Genomic DNA, 19,507 nt, shown 5'->3' with positions numbered 1-19,507 from the left:
TGGCAGCCTAGACCAGCCGCGACTGTTCCACCGCGGCCTCTATGAAGCTGGCAAACAGCGGGTGCGGGTCGAGTGGCCGGCTTTTCAACTCGGGATGATACTGCACGCCGATGAACCAGGGATGGTCGGGGTATTCGACCGTTTCCGGCAGCACGCCGTCGGGCGACATGCCGGCAAAGACCAGGCCGCAATCCTCGAGCCGCTCCTTGTAGTCGACATTAACCTCATAGCGGTGGCGGTGGCGCTCGGAAATCTGCGTGTCACCGTAGATGTCGGCGATTTTCGAACCCCTGGCGAGGTCAGCCTGATAGGCGCCGAGCCGCATGGTGCCGCCGAGGTCGCCAGTTTCCCTGCGCTTCTCCAGCATGTTGCCTTTCAGCCATTCGGTCATCAGGCCGACGACCGGTTCCTCGGTCGGACCGAATTCGGTCGACGAGGCATGCTCGACGCCGGCCAGCGAGCGCGCTGCTTCGATGCAAGCCATCTGCATGCCGAAGCAGATGCCGAAATATGGCACTTTTCGCTCGCGGGCGAACTTCGCCGCCAGGATCTTGCCTTCGGCGCCGCGCTCGCCAAAGCCGCCGGGGACCAGAATCCCGTGGACCTTTTCCAGCCACGGCGCCGGATCTTCCTTCTCGAAAATCTCGCTCTCAATCCAGTCGAGCTTGACCTTGACGTGGTTGGCGAGGCCGCCATGCGACAGCGCCTCGATCAGCGATTTGTACGCGTCCTTGAGGCCGGTATACTTGCCGACGACGGCGATGGTCACCTCGCCTTCCGGATTGTGAATGCGGTTGGACACCGCTTGCCAGGGCTCCATGCGCGGCTTCGGCGCCGGATCGATGCCGAAAGCGGCCAGCACCTCCGAATCCAGCCCTTCATTGTGATAGGCCATCGGCACGTCATAGATGTGCGGGACGTCGAGTGCCTGAATGACCGCGCTCTCGCGGACATTGCAGAACAGCGACAGTTTGCGGCGCTCTTCCCTGGGGATGGGGCGGTCGGCGCGGACCAGCAGAATGTCGGGCGCAATGCCGATGCCGCGCAATTCCTTGACCGAATGCTGGGTCGGCTTGGTCTTCAATTCGCCCGCCGTTGGAATGTAGGGCATCAGCGTCAGGTGCACGTAGACGGCGTTGTTGCGCGGCAGATCGTTGCCGAGCTGGCGGATCGCCTCCAGGAACGGCATCGCCTCGATGTCGCCGACCGTACCGCCAATCTCGCACAGCACGAAGTCATAGTCGTCATTGCCGTTGAGAATGAAGTTCTTGATCTCGTCGGTAACGTGCGGAATCACTTGCACGGTGGCGCCAAGATAGTCGCCACGCCGCTCCCGCTCGATGATGTTCTTGTAGATGCGGCCTGTGGTGATGTTGTCCTGCTGGTTGGCCGAGCGGCCGGTGAAGCGCTCATAATGGCCAAGATCGAGATCGGTCTCGGCGCCGTCGTCGGTCACGAAGACTTCGCCATGCTGGTATGGCGACATCGTGCCGGGATCGACATTGAGATAGGGATCGAGCTTCTTTATGCGCGCGCGATAGCCTCGCGCCTGCAAGAGAGCCCCAAGGGCCGCTGCAGCGATGCCTTTTCCGAGTGAGGAAACCACGCCGCCTGTGATGAATACATATCGCGCCATGGGAGTCATCGCTTAACGCGGCCGAATTGATTCCGCCAGAGAAAAAACCGCCGCGAAGGCTTTTTCCCAAGAAGGCGCCCTGGTGATGCTCGAACCAAAACAAAAGGGCCGGCGAGACCGGCCCTTTGGAATAGCCCGTTAAGTCGTCAGATGATGACGACCTTGGTGCCCACTTTCACCCGGCGGTAAAGGTCCATGACGTGCTCGTTGATCATGCGGAAGCAGCCATTGGAGGCGCTCGTTCCGATCGACTGCGGCGCGATGGTGCCGTGAATGCGCAGATGGGTGTCTTTCTTGCCGTCGTAGAGATAGATGGCGCGCGCGCCGAGCGGATTTTCGCCGCCGCCGGGCATGCCGTCCTTGTACCGGCCATAATTCTTCGGTTCACGCTTCTGCATCTCGAGCGTCGGAATCCAGCGCGGCCATTCCTGCTTGTCGCCGACCGCGACCGTGCCCTTGAACTGCAGGCCGTCACGACCGACCGCGATCGCATAACGGCGGGCGGTCCATGAAGATTCAACGAGGTAGAGGCGGCGCGCGCTGGTATCGATAACGATGGTACCGGGACTGTAGCCGGTGAATTCGACCTCTTGCGGCACGAACTCCGGCTTCACCTTGAACTGCTTCTTGGCTTCCTTCCTGGCGAGTGCGGCATCGAGAGCGCGGGTCTCGGGGAGCAGCGACATCGACGAGGACGTGCCGCCGAACAGACCGGCGAACAGCCCGACGCTCTGCGGCTTCTGTCCAACCGGCTCGCTGCGCAATTCACCGTTGTTGCCGGTCAACGCGACGTTCATGGCCTCGGCGGAAACCGGCTCGGCCGACTGGATCGGTGCGATAGGTTCGATGATCTTGACGGTCTTCTTAGCCGGCTTTCCGTCGGCCAGCTGGGCAGCGGACTTATCCTTCTTGGCAAGGCTCTTCTTGGCAAGGAACGCCTGCCGTTCCGCGTCGGCCTTGGCTTTGGCCGCCTCGCGCATCGCTAGCTTCCTGGCCTCGAGCGCCTTGGCTCGAGCGGCCTCTTTGTCGGCCGCAATCTTGGCTTCGATCTTGCCGATTTGGGCCAGATCGTCCACGGTCGGATTTTTCTTCTTCTTGAGGAGCCTTAGCTGCGCCGTATCGCTTTTGGCGGCGACGTTGACGACGTCAGTTGTTACTGCGGTTTTAGAGGCCGAATTACCCGCCGGCATGGCCGCGTAAGCGGGCCCACCAAGGCTGAGCACGGCACAAAGGCCGGCTAATATGAAGCTGCGAAGCTGCATGGCTGAGATCCGATCGTTCAATGCTTGTTGCCCACGGCGTCGCCCGGCGTCCCCCAAGGACGCCGAAAGTGCCGCGCGCAATCTATAATCGATTAATCGAAGACGCCTCAAGCGCCCTGTCGTGCCGTGCCCGGTCGAATCCTTGGGATCGTGCGGCATTTGCCGCGACTGTGTTCAAACAACAACAGATCGCGGCGCCGGACGTCTGCTGGTTACTGGTTCGGAACCTGCGGCGTTACTGGCAGGGTGACGCCGTTTGTGGCCGGCGGCGCGGTCGAATCCGCCGCAGGCGGTGCAGCGGGAGCCGGGGCTGCAGCATCATTGCCGGAAGGCGGCGTTGGCGCTGTATTGCCGGAAGGTGGTGTCGGCGCCGTGGTGCCAGGCAATTGGTTGAGCACGCCGCCCCCGCCGTTAGTCACAGGCACACGATCGAGAATATCGATTGGCTTCTCGCCATAACGGGCGACGATCGACAATGTCAGCGAGGTGGCGAAGAAAGCCGCCGCCAGGATCGCCGTCGCCCGCGTCAGCGCGTTGGCCGCGCCGCGCGCGGTCATGAAGCCCGAGCCGCCGCCGATGCCGAGGCCGCCGCCTTCGGAGCGCTGCAGCAGCACCACGCCGACAAGAGCGAGCACGACCATGAGGTGGACGACGATCAGAACGGTTTCCATAGCTTACCCTGGCAAAGCCTTGCGCGGCCGCGGATACGGCCGGTGATTTGGAGGCGGCTCAATACAATGCTTTGATGGCATTTCCAAGCCCGTGGCCGGAATATGGGAAGCAATGCGCCCTTTGCAACGATTTCCCGCTGCGGCACAGCCTATCCGAAGTACCCCGATAGCCTTTCGATGCTACGAGATATTTCGATAGGCTTCGGCGATACCGAGAAAGTCCGCCGCCTTCAGACTGGCGCCGCCGACCAGCGCGCCGTCGACATTTTTCACGCCGAGCAGTTCGACCGCGTTCGACGGCTTGACCGAGCCGCCATAGAGGATGCGCATCTTCGCCGCCGCGCTGCCAAGCTTTTCCGACAGTTTTTCGCGAATATGCGCATGAGCCTCAGCAACGTCGGCGGCGGTCGGCGTCAGTCCAGTGCCGATCGCCCATACCGGCTCATAGGCTATAACGGTGTTCGACGCCGTGGCGTTGGGCGGAACCGAGCCGGCGACCTGGCGCGACAGCACATCGAGCGTCGCGCCCGCCTCGCGCTCGGCTCTCGTCTCGCCGATGCAGATGATGGCTACCAGCCCGGCGCGCCACGCCGCGGACGCCTTGGCCTGAACAATGGCGTCGTCCTCATTGTGATCGGCGCGACGTTCGGAATGGCCGACGATGACGTAGCTAGCGCCCGCATCCTTCAGCATCTCGGCCGAAATGCAGCCGGTATGGGCGCCGCTCTCCTTCGTGTGGCAATCCTCGCCCCCGGCCCGGACCGGCGTGCGCGACAAAATCTCTGCGGCGTGCGCGAGTAGCGTCGCCGGAACGCAGACCAGCGCTTCGGTCTCCGCATCGAGCCCGCTCATGAAGCCGTTGCCGATCATCCTGAGTTCGTTGAGCGAGGCGCTGGTGCCGTTCATTTTCCAGTTGCCTGCGACCAGCGGGCGGATTCCTAGCGTCATGGGATTTGCTTCTCCGGGCAATATTCGGCTGCGTCCTCACTACCAAACTCAGCCTACAAAGCAATCGACAGTGGGCCGGAAGGACGCTATTGCGCTTGTTTCAAACTCGGCGCATGCGAAAATGCGCCAAAAATCGGAAGTGACCATGCTTAGTATCTTGAGAAACGCGGCGGGGACCTGGGTCGCGAAGGCGCTGCTGGTATTGTTGGTGTTGAGCTTTGCCGTCTGGGGCATTTCCGGGCAGATGGTCGGTGGTTTTGCGGGCCACGATGCCGTTATCACGGCCGGAGGCACCAAAGTGTCAATCAACGAGTATCGCCTCGCCTATGATCGCCAGATCAGCGTGATGTCGCAGCAATTCGGCCAGCGCATCAGCCGCGAGCAGGCGACGGCACTCGGCCTCGATAACCAGGTGCTGGCGCAACTCGTGTCGGGTGCAGTCCTCGATGAGCAGGCGCGCAAGCTCGGGCTTGGGTTGTCCAAGGACCGGCTGGCCCAACTCACGCATGAAGACCCAGCTTTCAAGGGTCCTGGCGGCACCTTCGACCGGAGGACGTTCGAATACATACTGCAACAGGTCGGCATGCGGCCGGAAGACTATCTGAGAAATCGCGCCCAGGTGGCTGTGCGCCAGCAGATTGTCGAGGCGGTTTCGGACGGCCTCAAGGCTCCGGATACTTTCTTGAAGGCAGTCGCGCTCTATCGTGGCGAAGACCGCACCATCGAGTATGTGACTTTGCCGAAATCGCTGGTCGAGCCGATTGAAGCGCCATCCGACACTGCGCTTTCGGCCTATTTCGAGGAAAGCAAGAAGACCTATGCGGCGCCCGAATACCGCAAATTCTCCTATGTCAGGCTCGAGCCGCAAGACATCATGGATCCGAGTGCCGTGACCGACCAACAGGTCAGCGACGACTACAACAAGAACAAGGGGCGCTACACCACGCCGGAAACGCGCACCATCGAACAGCTCGTGTTCAAAACGCCGGATGCCGCGAAGGCCGCGCTCGATTCACTCAAGACCGGCGCTACCTTCGACAAGATCGTCGTCGCCGAGGGCAAGACGCAAGCCGACACGCTGCTCGGCACGCTGTCCAAGGACAAGATCGCCGACAAGGCAGTGGCGGATGCGGCGTTTGCGCTTAATGTCAACGAAGTAAGTCCGGTCGTTCAGGGCGCCTTCGGTCCGGTGCTGCTGCGCGTCACCGACATCAAGCCCGAAGTGGTGAAGCCGCTGGCCGAAGTGTCCGCAGATATCCGCAGGGATCTGGCGCTGGGCGAGGCAAGCCGCATTCTGTTGGATGTGCACGACAATTACGAAGATATCCGCGCTTCGGGCAGCACGCTCAAGCAAGCGGCCGAAAAACTGAAGCTGAAGGTCGTCACCATCGACGCGATCGATCGCACCGGCCTGAGGCCGGACGGCACCGTCGTCAAGGACTTGCCGGAATCGCCGGAACTCATCAAGGCGGTGTTCGACGCCGAACCGGGCACCGAGAATCCCGACCTCACCACCGCCGACAACGGCTTCGTGTTCTACGAGGTGGAGTCGATCACGCCGGCCCGCGACCGCACCCTGGATGAAGTCCGACAGAAGGTGGTAGCTGACTGGACGGCGGCGGAAACGACCAAGCGGCTCACGGCAAAAGCGGACGAGCTCGAAAAGCGTCTCAAGGCCGGCGCCACGCTCGACGTGATCGCGAGCGAGCTCAAGCTTGAGAAGCAGACCAAGCGCGGCGTCAAGCGCGAGGCGGACGACGTCGATTTCGGCAAGGAAGGGGCGGCTGCGATGTTCGGCGAAGGCGAAGGCGGGACCGGATTGATCCCTTCGCCCACCGGCGACGGACAGATCCTGTTCAAGATCGCCGAAGTCTTCGAACCTGCCGGAGCCGACGCCAGCTCGGTGCCGGACGACGCGCAGAAATCGTTCACCGCCGGCATGTCCGACGACCTGCTCGACCAGCTGGTGGCGCAGCTTCAGACGCAGTACGACGTTCGCATCGACCAGACCGCCGTTGCCCAAGCCCTGACCAGATGAGCGCGCTCAAGACCCATATCGCCAAGGTCGCCACCGGCAACTCCCTTTCCTTCGAGGAGGCGCGCGAGGCCTTCGACATCATCATGTCGGGCGACGCTACGCCCGGCCAGATCGGCGGCTTCCTGATGGCGCTGCGCGTGCGCGGCGAGACGGTGAGCGAGATTTCCGGCGCCGTCGCCACCATGCGTGCCAAGATGCTGCGCGTCGACGCGCCCGCTGGCGCGATCGACATCGTCGGCACCGGCGGCGACAATTCGCACAGCGTCAACATATCGACCGCATCCGCCTTCGTCATCGCCGCCTGCGGCGTGCCGGTGGCCAAGCACGGCAATCGCGGACTATCCTCGCAGACCGGCGCCGCCGACGTGCTGACCGCGCTCGGCGTCAAGATCGATATCCCGCCGGAAACGATCGGCCGCTGTATCCACGACACAGGCGTCGGCTTCATGTTCGCGCCGGCGCATCATCCGGCGATGAAGCATGTCGGCCCGATCCGCGTCGAGCTCGGCACCCGCACCATCTTCAACCTGCTTGGTCCGCTCTCCAATCCGGCCAGTGTGAGCCGGCAGATGGTCGGCGTCTTCTTGCCTGAATGGATCATGCCGGTGGCCGAGACGCTGAAGGCACTGGGCGCCGACCACGCCTGGGTCGCCCATGGCGACGGCTATGACGAGATCACCACCACCGGTGAGACCCAAGTGGCCGAACTGGTCGGCGGCGAGATCCGCAGCTTTTCACTGACCCCGGAAGCGGTCGGGCTGAAGCGGCACACCAAGGACGAGTTGCGCGGCGGCGACGCCGCCTACAACGCCCAGGCGCTGCGCGATATGCTGGGCGGCGCTGCCGGCGCCTTTCGTGATACAGTGCTGATGAACGCCGGCGCCGGACTGGTGGTGGCGGGCAAGGCGACGACGCTTGCCGACGGCATGGCGACGGCAGCGCAAGCCATCGACAGCGGCCGGTCGCTGAAAGTGCTCGACCGGCTGGTCGAGATTTCGAACGGATAGAGCCGTGTCTGATATCCTGCGCAAGATCGAAGCCTACAAGCGCGACGAGATCGCTGCGGCGAAGGCGCGCGTGCCGCTTGCCGAGATCAAGGCGCGGGCGAAGGACACCGACGCAGCGCGCGGGTTTCTCTCGGCTCTTGAAGCCAAGCGCAAATCCGGCAGCTTCGCGCTGATCGCCGAGATAAAGAAGGCGAGCCCGTCCAAGGGCCTGATCCGCGCCGATTTCGATCCGCCGGCACTGGCCAGGGCCTATGCGAAAGGTGGTGCTGCCTGCCTTTCCGTGCTGACCGACGCGCCGTCCTTCCAGGGCGCGCCTGAATTCCTCACCGATGCGCGCAACGCCGTGACATTGCCCGCTTTGCGCAAGGATTTTCTGTTCGAGCCCTATCAGGTGTTCGAAGCCCGTGCGTGGGGCGCGGATGCCATCTTGATCATCATGGCGAGCGTCGATGACGCCGTGGCCAGCGAACTCGAAACGACGGCGTTCGAACTCGGCATGGACGCACTGGTCGAAGTGCATGACGAGGCCGAGACGGAACGCGCGCTGAAACTGTCATCGCGGCTGATCGGCATCAACAACCGCAATCTCCGGACGTTCGAAACCAGCATCGAGACCTCGGAGCGGCTCGCGAAGATGGTGCCGGCAGACCGCCTGCTGGTCAGCGAGAGCGGTATTTTCTCGCACGAAGACTGCCGCAGGCTGGAACTGAGCGACATCGGTACGTTCCTCGTCGGCGAGAGCCTGATGCGGCAACAGAATGTGGCCACTGCAACGCGCCTGCTTTTGACGGGCAAGGCGCCGGCTCATCTATCGACCCGAAGATCGGAATCGATTTTTGGAGAGCACGATGCATAGTTTCAAAGGGTTAGAGCGTACTTTGCGCGTCCAAACGGACGCACGTCGCTCTAAGGCTGACTGACGATGACGGCCGCCCTCACCCATCTTGGCGCGAAAGGCGAAGCCAATATGGTCGATGTCGGCGACAAGGCGGAGACGACGCGCACGGCAATCGCCGAAGGTCTTGTCGCGATGCGGCCCGAAACGCTGAAGATGATTCTCGACGGCGATGCCAAAAAGGGCGACGTGCTGGGCACGGCGCGCATCGCCGGCATCATGGCGGCCAAGAGGACGCATGAGCTGATCCCGCTCTGCCATCCGCTGCTGTTGACCAAGGTATCCGTTGACATCGAACCGGACGCGACGCTGCCAGGCCTGAAGGTCACGGCGCTGGCCCGCGTCACAGGTAAGACCGGCGTCGAGATGGAAGCGCTGACCGCCGTCTCGGTCGCCTGCCTGACCATCTATGACATGGCCAAGGCGGTCGACCGCGCCATGGTGATCTCGGGCATCAGGCTGGTCGAAAAGACCGGCGGCAAATCCGGCGACTACAAGGCGGACGCCAAGGGGGCAGGCCAATAATGGCACTGCTTCCGGTCGCCGAGGCGCTCGAGCGCCTGCTTGAGGATGCTGCGCCCTTGCAGGCTGAATGCGTCGCCCTGATGGACGCCGCCGACCGCGTGCTGGCGGAGCCGCTTCTGGCGCTCCGCACCCAGCCGCCGTTCAACGCGTCCGCCATGGACGGCTATGCCGTGCGGGCCGAGGACGTCGCGTCCGTGCCCGCAAGACTTTCGGTGATCGGCATGGCGCCGGCCGGACGCGGCTTTGCCGGAACAGTCGGCCCGGCGCAGGCCGTGCGCATCTTCACCGGCGCGCCGCTTCCTGCAGGCGCCGACACCATCGTCATCCAGGAGAATGCAAGGGATCTCGGCGGCGGCAGCGTCGAAGTGACCGCGTCGACGGTTGAAGGCCGCAACATCCGCCGCCTCGGGCTCGATTTCTCGAAGGGCGACGTCCTGCTGGAGAAAGGCCGCCCGCTTGATCCGGCGGCATTGTCGCTGGCGGCGTCGGCCAACCACCCGCAGGTCAGCGTGGTGAAACGGCCGCTGATCGCCATCATCGCCACCGGCGACGAATTGCTGCCGCCGGGCAGCGACCTTGGCCCCGACAAGATCATCTCGTCCAATGCCTATGGCGTCGCCGCCGCGGCCCGCTCGGTCGGCGCCAGCGCGCTCGATCTCGGCATCGCCCCCGACCGCAAGGAGGCGATCGCCACGCTGGTGAAACAAGCGGTCGACGCAGGCGCCGACGTCATTGTCACGCTGGGCGGCGCCTCGGTCGGCGACCATGACCTGGTCCATAACGTGCTGACCGGTGAAGGCATGACGCTCGATTTCTGGAAAATCGCCATGCGGCCTGGCAAGCCGTTGATGTTCGGGCGGCTGGGCGACATCCGCTGCATCGGCCTGCCTGGCAATCCGGTGGCGAGTCTGGTCTGCACGCAGCTCTTTCTGAAGCCGCTGCTTGCGCGGCTCGGCGGCCGCGCCTTCCGGCAGGACATGCGTCAGGCGCGGCTCGGCGCCGCCATGCCGGCCAACGATCTCAGGCAGGACTATGTACGCGCGGTGGTGAAGGAAGACGGCACGCCACTAGCGACCCCGTTCGGCATCCAAGATTCCTCGATGCTCAAAATGCTGGCCGACGCCAACGGGCTGATCGTGCGCGAGCCATTCGCTCCGCCAGCCGCGACGGGCGCCGCGTGTAGCGTGCTGATGCTACGCTGAACAAAACGTCAACACATTCATTAAACTTTAAACGGTTGCGGAACACAACTGGAACAGATAGTGTTTGTTCTGGGTTTGTTTTTCTGATTCTGTTGGGGGTCGCGATGCTGACACGCAAACAACATGAACTGCTGATGTTCATCCACGAGCGGCTGAAGGAAAGCGGCATTCCGCCCTCGTTCGACGAGATGAAGGAAGCGCTCGACCTCGCCTCGAAATCGGGGATCCATCGGCTGATCACGGCGCTGGAGGAGCGCGGTTTCATTCGCCGCCTGCCCAACCGGGCCCGCGCGCTGGAGGTGCTGCGCCTGCCCGATTCGATCGCGCCCGGCCTCAATGCGGCTCGCAAATTCTCGCCAAGCGTCATTCAGGGCAGCCTTGGGCAGGGCAGCCTCGGACGACAGATCAAACCGGCGCCTTCGCGCCTGCCCGCGGCCGGCAATGACGACGACGTCGTTGCCACCATCTCCATACCGGTGATGGGCCGCATCGCTGCCGGTGTGCCGATCGACGCCATCCAGCACCAGACGCATTCGATCTCGGTACCACCGGACATGATCACCGGCGGCACGCACTACGCGCTGGAGGTCAAGGGTGATTCGATGATCGAGGCCGGCATTTTCGACGGCGACACGGTCATCATCCGCAACGCCGACACCGCTCAGCCTGGCGAGATCATCGTCGCCTTGGTCGACGAGGAGGAAGCGACGCTGAAGCGGTTCCGCCGCAAGGGCGCCTCGATCGCACTGGAAGCCGCCAATCCGGCCTATGAGACGCGCATCTTCGGGCCGGACCGGGTCAAGGTGCAAGGCAAGCTCGTCGGACTGATCCGGCGTTACTGAGCGGCAGGTTTCTTGGGTTTCTCGGCCCTGCGGTATGGTGGCAAGCCCCTCGCCTCGCGCGAATATCTCCGCTGCTCGTGCCAAGGCCTATATGGCTGTCTGACGGCAAAACGGATTTCTGCGCGCGTCGTCGCTGATAGCGGATCGAAGAAGACGGCGGCACTGCCCATGCGAGCGAGCTGCCGTTTGGTGACGACGAGAACCAGCGGATTGCGGCAGGGATTATAATAGGCTGTGGCATCGTCGATGACGATCAAATCCGCAAAGGCACAGGCTGGCCGTGCGGTTTTGCGGTCGTCGGCGAGTGCGATGATCGCGCCGGACGGGTGCCGGGCGAGGCACAGGCCGGCAGTGCAGTAGAAGGGCGCTCCAGGCGGCAGGTCGGCCGGGTCGGCGACGTCGAACCGCACGTCTCCTATTTCGAATGTCTCCGGCTCGACAATGGTCGCTGAAACCAGCGCATGTTTCCAGTTGTCGGTGGTGAATTCGTTCGAACGCACCCGGTTGACGGCAAGTTCGCCGCCGCCGATCGGCAGCGCCACCAGATGCGCATCTTCCGAAATCAGCACATCGGGGGCGCGCGTGTCGGAAATCGTCAGCAGGCCGGCGAGCGCAAAGGGAAGTGCCGCAAGCCGCAACCATGTCGTCGCGATCGTGGCGATGACCAGGGCGACCGTCACCAGCAGAACCGACTGCAACGAGATCAGCCCGACTGCATCGACCGGCGACCGCTCGGAAATCCGTCCCGATATTGCGATCATGGCCGTCAGTCCCTTGCCCATCATGTAGAGGAAAGGTTCGTCGAAGCCGAAAGGCATTGCCAGAGCGCTGAGGACGGCCAGGAACATGACGACCGTGACGATTGGCATGACCGCCAGATTGGCGAACAGGCTAAGCGGCGATACGCGCTGGAAGTGCCAGATGGCGAAGAGCGCGGTGGCGCTGCCGGCAATGATGGAGGTCATTGCGATGGTACCTGTCCCAGCGGCGAGTTTTCGCGTGACGAAAGCGACCGGCGACCGTCGCTGTGGCGGCGCCGTGGCCCTGTCGGCACGATAGTCGGACCAGCCGGCATAGGCGCCCACGAGAGCAGCAGTCGCGGCGAAGGACATCTGGAAGCTTGGGCCGACCACCTCGTGCGGCGACACGACGATGACGGCGATGGCAGAAATCGTCAGATTGCGCATGGTAAGTGCCGCTCGGTCGAACAGCACGGCGACAAGCATTACCGCCAGCATGATGAAGCTGCGTTCAGCCGCGACCACGATACCGGAAAAAATGAGATAGGCAGCGATGGAAAGGAGTGCGGCAGCAGCCGCATATTTCTTGACCGGCCGGCGTGACGAAAAATCGGGAAACAGCGCAAAGGCGCCGCGCAGCAATCCCATGATCGTGCCGGCGACAAGCGCCATGTGCAGGCCGGAAATCGAGATGATGTGATAGATGCCGGTGCGCCGCATCGATTCGTTTATCTCTTCGGGAATGCCGGCACGCACACCGATGATCAGTGCGGCGGCAATCTCCCCCTCGGCGCCACCAATGCTGTCCCTGATATGGTCGGCAATGTTTTCGCGCGCCTTTTCGATCGAGGAAGAAAGGCGCGCGGCGAACGGCACATTCTCGGAAACGACGATCTTCGGATTGCCGAGGAAAAAGCCACTGGCACCGATACCGGCGAAATAGCTGTCAAAGGAGAAGTCATAACTGTCCGGCCTAACCGGGCCAGTCGGAGGCAAAAGCCGCACATAACCGGTTGCCACCGAGCCTGCAGTCATCTCAGCGGGAATTTTGCGTGCCGAAACCCTGACACGTCCCGGTGCATAACGCAGTGTCGGCCGGGCGGTCGACATCACGTCGATGGTCAGCCTGATCCGGCCGTTCGCCATCTGATCGAGCCTAACGACACGGCCGGTGAGCTGGGTCTGGATTTCCGAACCGAGCATCTGCGTTCCCGCGCGCCAGGTTTCAACCTTGGCGGCGAGAACACCGAGTGCGCACAGCAACGCTGCCATGAAGCACAGATGCGTCTTGCGCCATGAGCGGGTGACAGCCGCACACAATGCCGCGAGGACCACGACGGCAATGGGCTGCGGAAAGTCCGGTTCGACGGTAAGCGAAAAATAGACGATCACCCCGCACGCCAGAAAAACCGGCACCAGCAGGAAGGCGACGCCGCGGTCGAGTTCCAGGCCGGCTGCCGAGGCCACGCTGTTGCGGATACCGGATGGTGAAAGATGGCTGAGCTGTCGGCGGAAACGAATGACGGGCCCCGGTTGTGGAGCCGGTATTGGCGCGGAGCGGTCCGGCGAAAGAGGCTGGGTGGCCGGGTGCGATGCAGGCAGCGAAGCGGGTAGCGGCTCGGCGTGAGGAACGTCGGCAAACAGCGATCGTTCGCTGACGCTTGTGATCGCGCCCTCGCTCTCGTCCACGCCCCGGCCTGGTCCAGCCATCGGGTCTGCCCCTTGCGCCCTTGACCTCCTATGCTACATGAACGCGCGACGCGCGAAAGTCCGCGCAACCACATCCGTTTCCTGCGCTTGCCTGAGAGTTCCATGTCCGACAAGGTCGTCACCCGTTTTGCCCCCTCGCCCACCGGGTTCCTGCATATTGGCGGGGCGCGCACGGCGCTGTTCAACTGGCTGTATGCGAAACACACTGGCGGCAAGATGCTGCTGCGCATCGAGGACACCGATCGCGAGCGTTCGACCGATGCGGCAACCGCTGCCATTCTCGATGGGCTCACCTGGCTCGGCCTCACCTGGGACGGCGAGCCGGTATCGCAGCTCGAGCGCGCGCCGCGCCACCGCGCGGTCGCCGAGGAGCTGGTGCGGCTCGGCAAAGCCTATTACTGCTATGCGACGCCGGCCGAGTTGGAGGCGATGCGCGAGAGCGCGCGTGCCAAGGGGCTGCCTCCTCGGTATGACGGCCGCTGGCGCGACCGCGACCCGTCGGAGGCGCCGGCCGGCGCCAAGGGCGCGATCCGCATCAAGGCGCCGGCCGGCGGCGAGACGGTGGTGCATGACCGCGTGCAGGGCGAAGTCCGCTTCCCCAACAAGGATCTCGACGATTTCATCATCCTGCGCTCGGACGGCAATCCGACCTATATGCATGCCGTCGTCGTCGACGACCATGACATGGGCATCACCCACATCATCCGCGGCGACGACCATCTGACCAATGCCGCCCGCCAGATGGTGATCTATCGAGCCATGGACTGGGACGTGCCGTCGATGTCGCATATCCCGCTGATCCATGGCGCCGACGGTGCCAAGCTGTCGAAGCGGCACGGTGCCCTAGGCGTCGAAGCCTATCGTGCCATGGGCTACCTGCCTGAGGCACTGCTCAACTACCTGGCGCGGCTTGGCTGGAGCCACGGCGACGACGAGGTCATGTCGATCGCCGACATGATTGCCTGGTTCGACATCGGCGACGTCAACAAGGGGGCCGCCCGCTTCGACTTCGCCAAGCTCGAGGCGCTGAACGGCGTGCATATGCGCCGCATGAACGACGCCGAATTGCTCGATATCTTCATCGCCACCTTGCCCTATCTGGAAGGCGGCCCGGCGATCGCAGCGCGCCTCGACGACACGCGCAAGGCGCAGTTGCTCGCCGCCCTGCCCGGCTTAAAGGAGCGGGCCAAGACACTGGTCGAGCTGGCCGACGGTGCCGCCTTCCTATTTGCCGAGCGGCCGCTGCGGATCGACGAGAAGGCGGCGGCGCTGCTCGGCGGTCATGCGCGCGAGATCCTGCGGGGTGCTCATGCGGCGCTGAAGGCGATTTCAGGCGACTGGACGGCCGAAGCAGCGGAGGCTGCGATCCGGGAATATGCGGTGGCCGGCGGCCATAAGCTCGGCGCTGTGGCCCAACCCTTGCGCGCCGCGCTCACCGGCAAAAGCACCTCGCCGGGCGTGTTCGACGTGCTTGCCGTGCTTGGCCGCGAGGAAAGCCTGGCGCGCGTCGCGGATCAAATCGATTAGCAAAACTGGCCCAAGAAGATTGGCATTGAAAGGTGGGTTTCGCAGTGCAACATTAGGCTTGGCCCAATTTGGCACGCAAATCCAATTGCGGGCGCAAACGCGCGAACTCCGGTGCTTTCGAAGTGTTGCGTTGCAGATATTTCGCCTTTGCCGGCATGAGAAAACCTAAAGGAGTTTGCAATGTCCGAAGCTGCGACAAAAATGGAATTTGGCGGCAAAACCCACGCGTCGACTGCGAAACTTGAATTCGGCGGCAAAACTCACGAGCTCAAGGTGCGAAGCGGCTCGGTCGGACCAGACGTCATCGATATCGGCTCGCTTTACAGCACCACCGGGGCGTTCACTTATGATCCCGGCTTCACTTCGACGGCCAGCTGCGAGTCGGAAATCACCTTCATCGATGGCGATGCCGGCATCCTTTTGCATCGCGGCTATCCGATCGACCAGTTGGCCGAACATGGCGACTTCCTCGAAGTCTGCTACCTCTTGCTCTACGGCGAATTGCCGACCAAGGCGCAGAAGGACGATTTCGACTACCGGGTGACGCGCCACACCATGGTGCACGAGCAGATGTCGCGCTTCTTCACCGGTTTTCGCCGCGACGCGCACCCGATGGCGGTGATGTGCGGCGTGGTCGGCGCGCTGTCAGCCTTCTATCACGATTCCACCGACATCTCGGACCCCTACCAGCGCATGGTCGCGTCGATGCGGCTGATCGCCAAGATGCCGACGATCGCGGCGATGGCTTATAAGTACCACATCGGCCAGCCCTTCATTTACCCGAAGAACGAGCTGAATTTCGCGGCCAACTTCCTGCATATGTGCTTTGCCGTGCCGTGTGAGGAATACAAGATCAATCCGGTGCTGGCGCGTGCGATGGAGCGCATCTTCATCCTGCATGCCGATCACGAGCAGAACGCCTCGACCTCGACCGTTCGCCTCGCCGGCTCGTCGGGCGCCAACCCGTTTGCCTGCATCGCCGCCGGCATCGCCTGCCTGTGGGGACCGGCTCATGGCGGCGCCAACGAAGCGGCCTTGAACATGCTGGGCGAGATCGGCCATGTCGACCACATCCCGGAATTCATCGCCCGCGCCAAGGACAAGAACGATCCGTTCCGGTTGATGGGCTTTGGCCACCGCGTCTACAAGAACTACGATCCGCGCGCCAAGATCATGCAGAAGACCGCACATGAGGTTTTGGGCGAACTCGGCATCAAGGATGATCCGCTGCTCGACATCGCCATGGAACTGGAAAAGATCGCGCTGACCGACTCCTATTTCATCGAGAAGAAGCTTTATCCGAACGTCGATTTCTATTCCGGCATCACGCTGAAGGCGCTGGGCTTCCCCACCACCATGTTCACCGTGCTGTTCGCGGTCGCCCGTACCGTCGGCTGGATCGCGCAGTGGAAAGAGATGATCGAGGATCCGCACCAGAAGATCGGTCGCCCGCGCCAGCTCTATACAGGTGCGCCGGAACGCGACTACGTGCCGATTGCTAAGCGCTGAATAGAAGAAGTGAGTAGTGAGTAGTAAATAGGAATTCTAGACGCCGAGCGGTGCTCTGCTATCTTCACTACTCACTACTCACTACTCACTACTCACTACTCACTACTCACTAGATGTATTTCATCACGACCCCCGCAGCGATATCGCCGGAAGGTTCATCAACGGCCATGCGTCTGGCCACCTCGGCAAAACCGTCCTTCTGCCATGCGCGATAGGGGGTGTCGGAAAAAAGCGCCTCCAACTGCCGCGCCAGATAGTGCGGCCGCACATATTCGTTGTAGCTTTCCGGCACGATCGGGCGATCGGCGATGAGATTGGGCAAGGCGGCGCTCCATACGGTGATCAGGCGCTGGGCAATCCGCATGACCGGATCGAGCCGGTAGCAGGAGATCATCGGCACGCCCGACAGCGCCAGTTCCAGCGACACCGTTCCCGATGCGATCAGCGCTGCATCGGCCTTGCCGAAGGCCTGCCATTTGCGTTCGGTATCAAGGATGATCTCCGGCTTCTCGTCCCAGCTTGCCACCGAAGCCCTGACTAGGTCGGCGACATGCGGCACCGTCGGCAACAGCAGGCGCAAGCGGTGTCCGCGTGCGCGTAGGATCGAGATCGTCTTGCCGAACGGGCCAACCAGCCGTCGCACCTCACCGCGACGCGAGCCGGGCAGCACAAGCAGTGTCTTCACACGATCCTCGGACAGGTCGCGCAGCAGGCTTTGCGCCTTGGCAGCGCCGAGCACGCCCGGATCGTGCATAAGGCGATGGCCGATATAGGTGCCGGGCGGACCGCCGAGGCGGGCGAGCTCCTTCACCTCGAAAGGCAGGATGCAGAGGATATGATCGACATACGGTTTCATCGCTTCCGCCCTGCCCGGCCGCCACGCCCAGACGCTCGGGCAGACATAGTGGATGATCGGGATTGCCGGATCGGCGGCACGCACCTTCTTCGCCACGCGCAGCGAAAAATCCGGGCTGTCGATGGTGATGAGGCAGTCGGGCTTTTCACCGGCGACCGCGTCGGCCGTCTGGCTGATCCGTCGCATCAGGCGCGGCAGGTCGCGCAGGATGGCGCTCAGGCCCATCAGCGCGATCTCGCCGCCGTCGAAGAGCGGCGTGAGGCCGAGCGCCTGCAAATGCCGGCCGCCGATGCCGACGAGCCGGACCTCGCGGCCAGTCGCGCGCTTGAGCGACGCTACGATGTCGGCGCCAAGCAGGTCGCCGGATTCCTCGCCGGCGACGATGGCGATCTTCAGCGGTTTCTTAGTCGCCATGCATCGGCTCCGCAGCAGGCAGGCCGATCACGAATAGGCCGAGCGCATTGGCGCGGGCAACGACGGTAGGGCCTTCCAGAACCAGCGAGCGGCCGGCTTCGATGGCAATGCCGGCAAGTCCGGCGGCATGCGCCGCCTCGACCGTATGCGGGCCGATGGAGGGCAGGTCGGCGCGCAACTCCTGGCCGGGCTTGGCGCATTTGACCAGGACGCCGCGCGTTCTACCGGCCAGCCTGCCATGGTCGCGCAACTGCCTTGTTCGATCGAGCAATCCGTCAGTGCCCTCGACGCCCTCCAGCGCGATGGCGCGGCCGCCGATCGCAACAGCCGCCTGGCCGATATCCAGCGCGCCGATGGCCTTTGCCGCCGTATGCGCCGCTTCGATGTCGCGCCAATCGGATTTCCGCGGCATAGCCTTGGTCAGCGCGCCTTCGGCAGCGACCAATTCCGGCACGATCTCATGGGCGCCGACAACGTTGATGCCGCTGCGCTCGATCCTCCGCACGAACAGTTTCAGCACGGTGTCGTCGCCTTGGGTTACACCGACAAAAAGGCTGGGCACCCAGGCGAGCAGGCCGAGATTGAGGCGCATGGCGCTCAGCCGGGGACGGCGTGTGATATGGCCCGCTGTCACCAAATGGGTAACATGATGATTTTTGAGCGTCGGCAGCAGTGAGCCAACATCCTCCAGCCTCAACGTCGCCTGCTCGTAGGCGTCGAAATCGGATATGCGGTCGACCTCGCCCGCCACGATTACCACGAAGGGAGACTTACCTTGCCCACCAAGCGCCCTGGCGACTTCGACCGGCAGACTGCCGCCGCCGGCAATGATGCCGACCTTGGCGTCTGGCGCGAGATCAAGGCCCGTCCGGGTGGCCTCAATCTTCGTCATCTGCATCGTCGCCGTCGCCAGCCTTGAGCGACGGGACGGCATAGTGCCGCTTGCCGCGACTGGCGATGAAATCGATGATTTTCATGGCGGTCGGTGACGAGGCGAATTCCGCCTTGGCGAACTCGACGTTCTCGCCGACGGTTCGGGAGCGATCGAAGATCGTCCTGTAGGCCTTGCGCAGCGTATGGATCTCGGAGCGCGGCAGGCCCGCGCGCTTCAGGCCGATGATGTTGAGTCCGCGAAGGCTGGCGCGATTGCCGACGGCGATGGCGTAGGGAATGACATCCCCGACGATTGCCGAACAACCGCCGAGAAAGGCGTTGTCACCGACGCGGACAAACTGATGAACGGCGGTGAGGCCACCGATATAGACGTTGTCGCCGATCTCGCAATGGCCGCCCAGCGTCGCCTGATTGGCGAAGGTGGCATTCTTGCCGACGATGCAGTCATGGGCGATGTGGGCGTAGGCAAGGAAATTGCCGTTGTCGCCAATCGTCGTCTCGCCGCGGCTGGAATCGGTGCCGAGGTGCATGGTCACGCCTTCGCGGATCGTGCAGTTCTCGCCGATGACCAGCGTGGTGCGGCCGCCCTTGTGCTTGGTGTTCTGCGGCGGCGCGCCCAGTGTCGCCATCGGATACACTTTGGTCGACGCACCGATGATGGTCGCGCCCATCACCGAGACGTGGCTGACCAGTTCGACGCGGTCGCCGATCACCGCGTCGGCGCTGATGTGGCAGAACGGCCCGATGCGGACGCCTTCGCCGATTTTTGCGCCGGCCTCGATGACCGACGATGGATGGATGACTGTCTGGATTTTCATAAGCATTCGATCG

General features: G+C 63.1%; 16 protein-coding genes. 8 read left to right on the top strand and 8 right to left on the bottom strand.

Annotation, left to right across the window (positions count from 1 at the left end; all coding sequences use genetic code 11):
- Window positions 1-7: 7 nt before the first annotated feature.
- From ACWTU8_RS08450 to tpiA, 4 genes are all read right to left on the bottom strand, one after another.
- Complete coding sequence (locus ACWTU8_RS08450) at window positions 8-1,645, bottom strand: CTP synthase (RefSeq protein ID WP_084831416.1); 1,638 nt, start codon at window positions 1,643-1,645, stop codon at window positions 8-10.
- A 137-nt stretch (window positions 1,646-1,782) separates the two neighbouring features.
- Window positions 1,783-2,898, bottom strand: a complete 1,116-nt coding sequence (locus ACWTU8_RS08445; protein WP_455847760.1) for a L,D-transpeptidase — start codon at window positions 2,896-2,898, stop codon at window positions 1,783-1,785.
- Window positions 2,899-3,110: 212 nt separating this feature from the next.
- Window positions 3,111-3,569, bottom strand: a complete 459-nt coding sequence (gene secG, locus ACWTU8_RS08440; RefSeq protein ID WP_455847759.1) for a preprotein translocase subunit SecG — start codon at window positions 3,567-3,569, stop codon at window positions 3,111-3,113.
- Window positions 3,570-3,749: 180 nt separating this feature from the next.
- Entirely contained in the window at window positions 3,750-4,517 is a 768-nt protein-coding gene (gene tpiA, locus ACWTU8_RS08435; protein ID WP_455847758.1) for a triose-phosphate isomerase, read from the bottom strand.
- Between the two features lie 145 nt (window positions 4,518-4,662).
- On the opposite strand from tpiA, the gene ACWTU8_RS08430 reads away from it, so the two are divergent.
- The 6 genes from ACWTU8_RS08430 to lexA all read left to right on the top strand — a co-directional run bounded on the left by ACWTU8_RS08430 (window position 4,663) and on the right by lexA (window position 11,026).
- On the top strand, window positions 4,663-6,555 hold the full coding sequence (locus ACWTU8_RS08430; protein WP_455847757.1) for a SurA N-terminal domain-containing protein: 1,893 nt from the start codon (window positions 4,663-4,665) through the stop codon (window positions 6,553-6,555).
- Window positions 6,552-7,562, top strand: a complete 1,011-nt coding sequence (trpD, locus tag ACWTU8_RS08425; protein ID WP_029352738.1) for an anthranilate phosphoribosyltransferase — start codon at window positions 6,552-6,554, stop codon at window positions 7,560-7,562. The genes ACWTU8_RS08430 and trpD overlap by 4 nt, the downstream gene beginning before the upstream one ends.
- 4 nt (window positions 7,563-7,566) lie before the next feature.
- Window positions 7,567-8,418, top strand: a complete 852-nt coding sequence (gene trpC, locus ACWTU8_RS08420; protein WP_455847756.1) for an indole-3-glycerol phosphate synthase TrpC — start codon at window positions 7,567-7,569, stop codon at window positions 8,416-8,418.
- Window positions 8,419-8,484: 66 nt separating this feature from the next.
- On the top strand, window positions 8,485-8,982 hold the full coding sequence (gene moaC, locus ACWTU8_RS08415; protein WP_258116959.1) for a cyclic pyranopterin monophosphate synthase MoaC: 498 nt from the start codon (window positions 8,485-8,487) through the stop codon (window positions 8,980-8,982).
- Window positions 8,982-10,184, top strand: a complete 1,203-nt coding sequence (locus ACWTU8_RS08410) for a molybdopterin molybdotransferase MoeA (RefSeq protein WP_455847755.1) — start codon at window positions 8,982-8,984, stop codon at window positions 10,182-10,184. Before moaC ends, ACWTU8_RS08410 begins: the two co-directional genes overlap by 1 nt.
- A 104-nt stretch (window positions 10,185-10,288) precedes the next feature.
- Window positions 10,289-11,026 (top strand): transcriptional repressor LexA, encoded by a 738-nt coding sequence (gene lexA / locus ACWTU8_RS08405; protein ID WP_065009592.1) that lies wholly within the window; start codon window positions 10,289-10,291, stop codon window positions 11,024-11,026.
- Here the strand turns inward: lexA and ACWTU8_RS08400 are convergent.
- The gene (locus ACWTU8_RS08400) at window positions 11,020-13,476 is read right to left on the bottom strand and encodes a ComEC/Rec2 family competence protein (protein WP_455847754.1); all 2,457 of its coding nucleotides are present in this window, start codon (window positions 13,474-13,476) and stop codon (window positions 11,020-11,022) included. The genes lexA and ACWTU8_RS08400 overlap by 7 nt on opposite strands.
- Window positions 13,477-13,578: 102 nt before the next feature.
- On the opposite strand from ACWTU8_RS08400, the gene gltX reads away from it, so the two are divergent.
- Both gltX and gltA read left to right on the top strand, forming a co-directional pair.
- Window positions 13,579-15,003: a glutamate--tRNA ligase gene (gene gltX, locus ACWTU8_RS08395; protein WP_455847753.1), complete on the top strand. Its 1,425-nt coding sequence runs from the start codon at window positions 13,579-13,581 to the stop codon at window positions 15,001-15,003.
- Between the two features lie 180 nt (window positions 15,004-15,183).
- On the top strand, window positions 15,184-16,512 hold the full coding sequence (gene gltA, locus ACWTU8_RS08390) for a citrate synthase (RefSeq protein ID WP_065009590.1): 1,329 nt from the start codon (window positions 15,184-15,186) through the stop codon (window positions 16,510-16,512).
- Between the two features lie 109 nt (window positions 16,513-16,621).
- On the opposite strand, the gene lpxB is transcribed toward gltA, so the two are convergent.
- Genes lpxB through lpxA form a run of 3 tightly spaced genes read right to left on the bottom strand, consistent with a single transcriptional unit; the run spans window position 16,622 to window position 19,494 of the window.
- Window positions 16,622-17,782, bottom strand: a complete 1,161-nt coding sequence (gene lpxB / locus ACWTU8_RS08385) for a lipid-A-disaccharide synthase (RefSeq protein ID WP_455847752.1) — start codon at window positions 17,780-17,782, stop codon at window positions 16,622-16,624.
- A complete protein-coding gene (locus tag ACWTU8_RS08380; protein ID WP_455847751.1) occupies window positions 17,772-18,674 on the bottom strand; it encodes an LpxI family protein in 903 nt (300 codons plus the stop codon). Before ACWTU8_RS08380 ends, lpxB begins: the two co-directional genes overlap by 11 nt.
- Entirely contained in the window at window positions 18,661-19,494 is an 834-nt protein-coding gene (gene lpxA, locus ACWTU8_RS08375) for an acyl-ACP--UDP-N-acetylglucosamine O-acyltransferase (RefSeq protein WP_455847750.1), read from the bottom strand. The genes ACWTU8_RS08380 and lpxA overlap by 14 nt, the downstream gene beginning before the upstream one ends.
- Between the last annotated feature and the right edge of the window lie 13 nt (window positions 19,495-19,507).

It is taken from the genome of Mesorhizobium sp. BHbdii, assembly GCF_053848045.1.
Note: the sequence above shows the minus strand (reverse complement) of the source record. Positions and strands in the feature narration are given on the sequence as shown.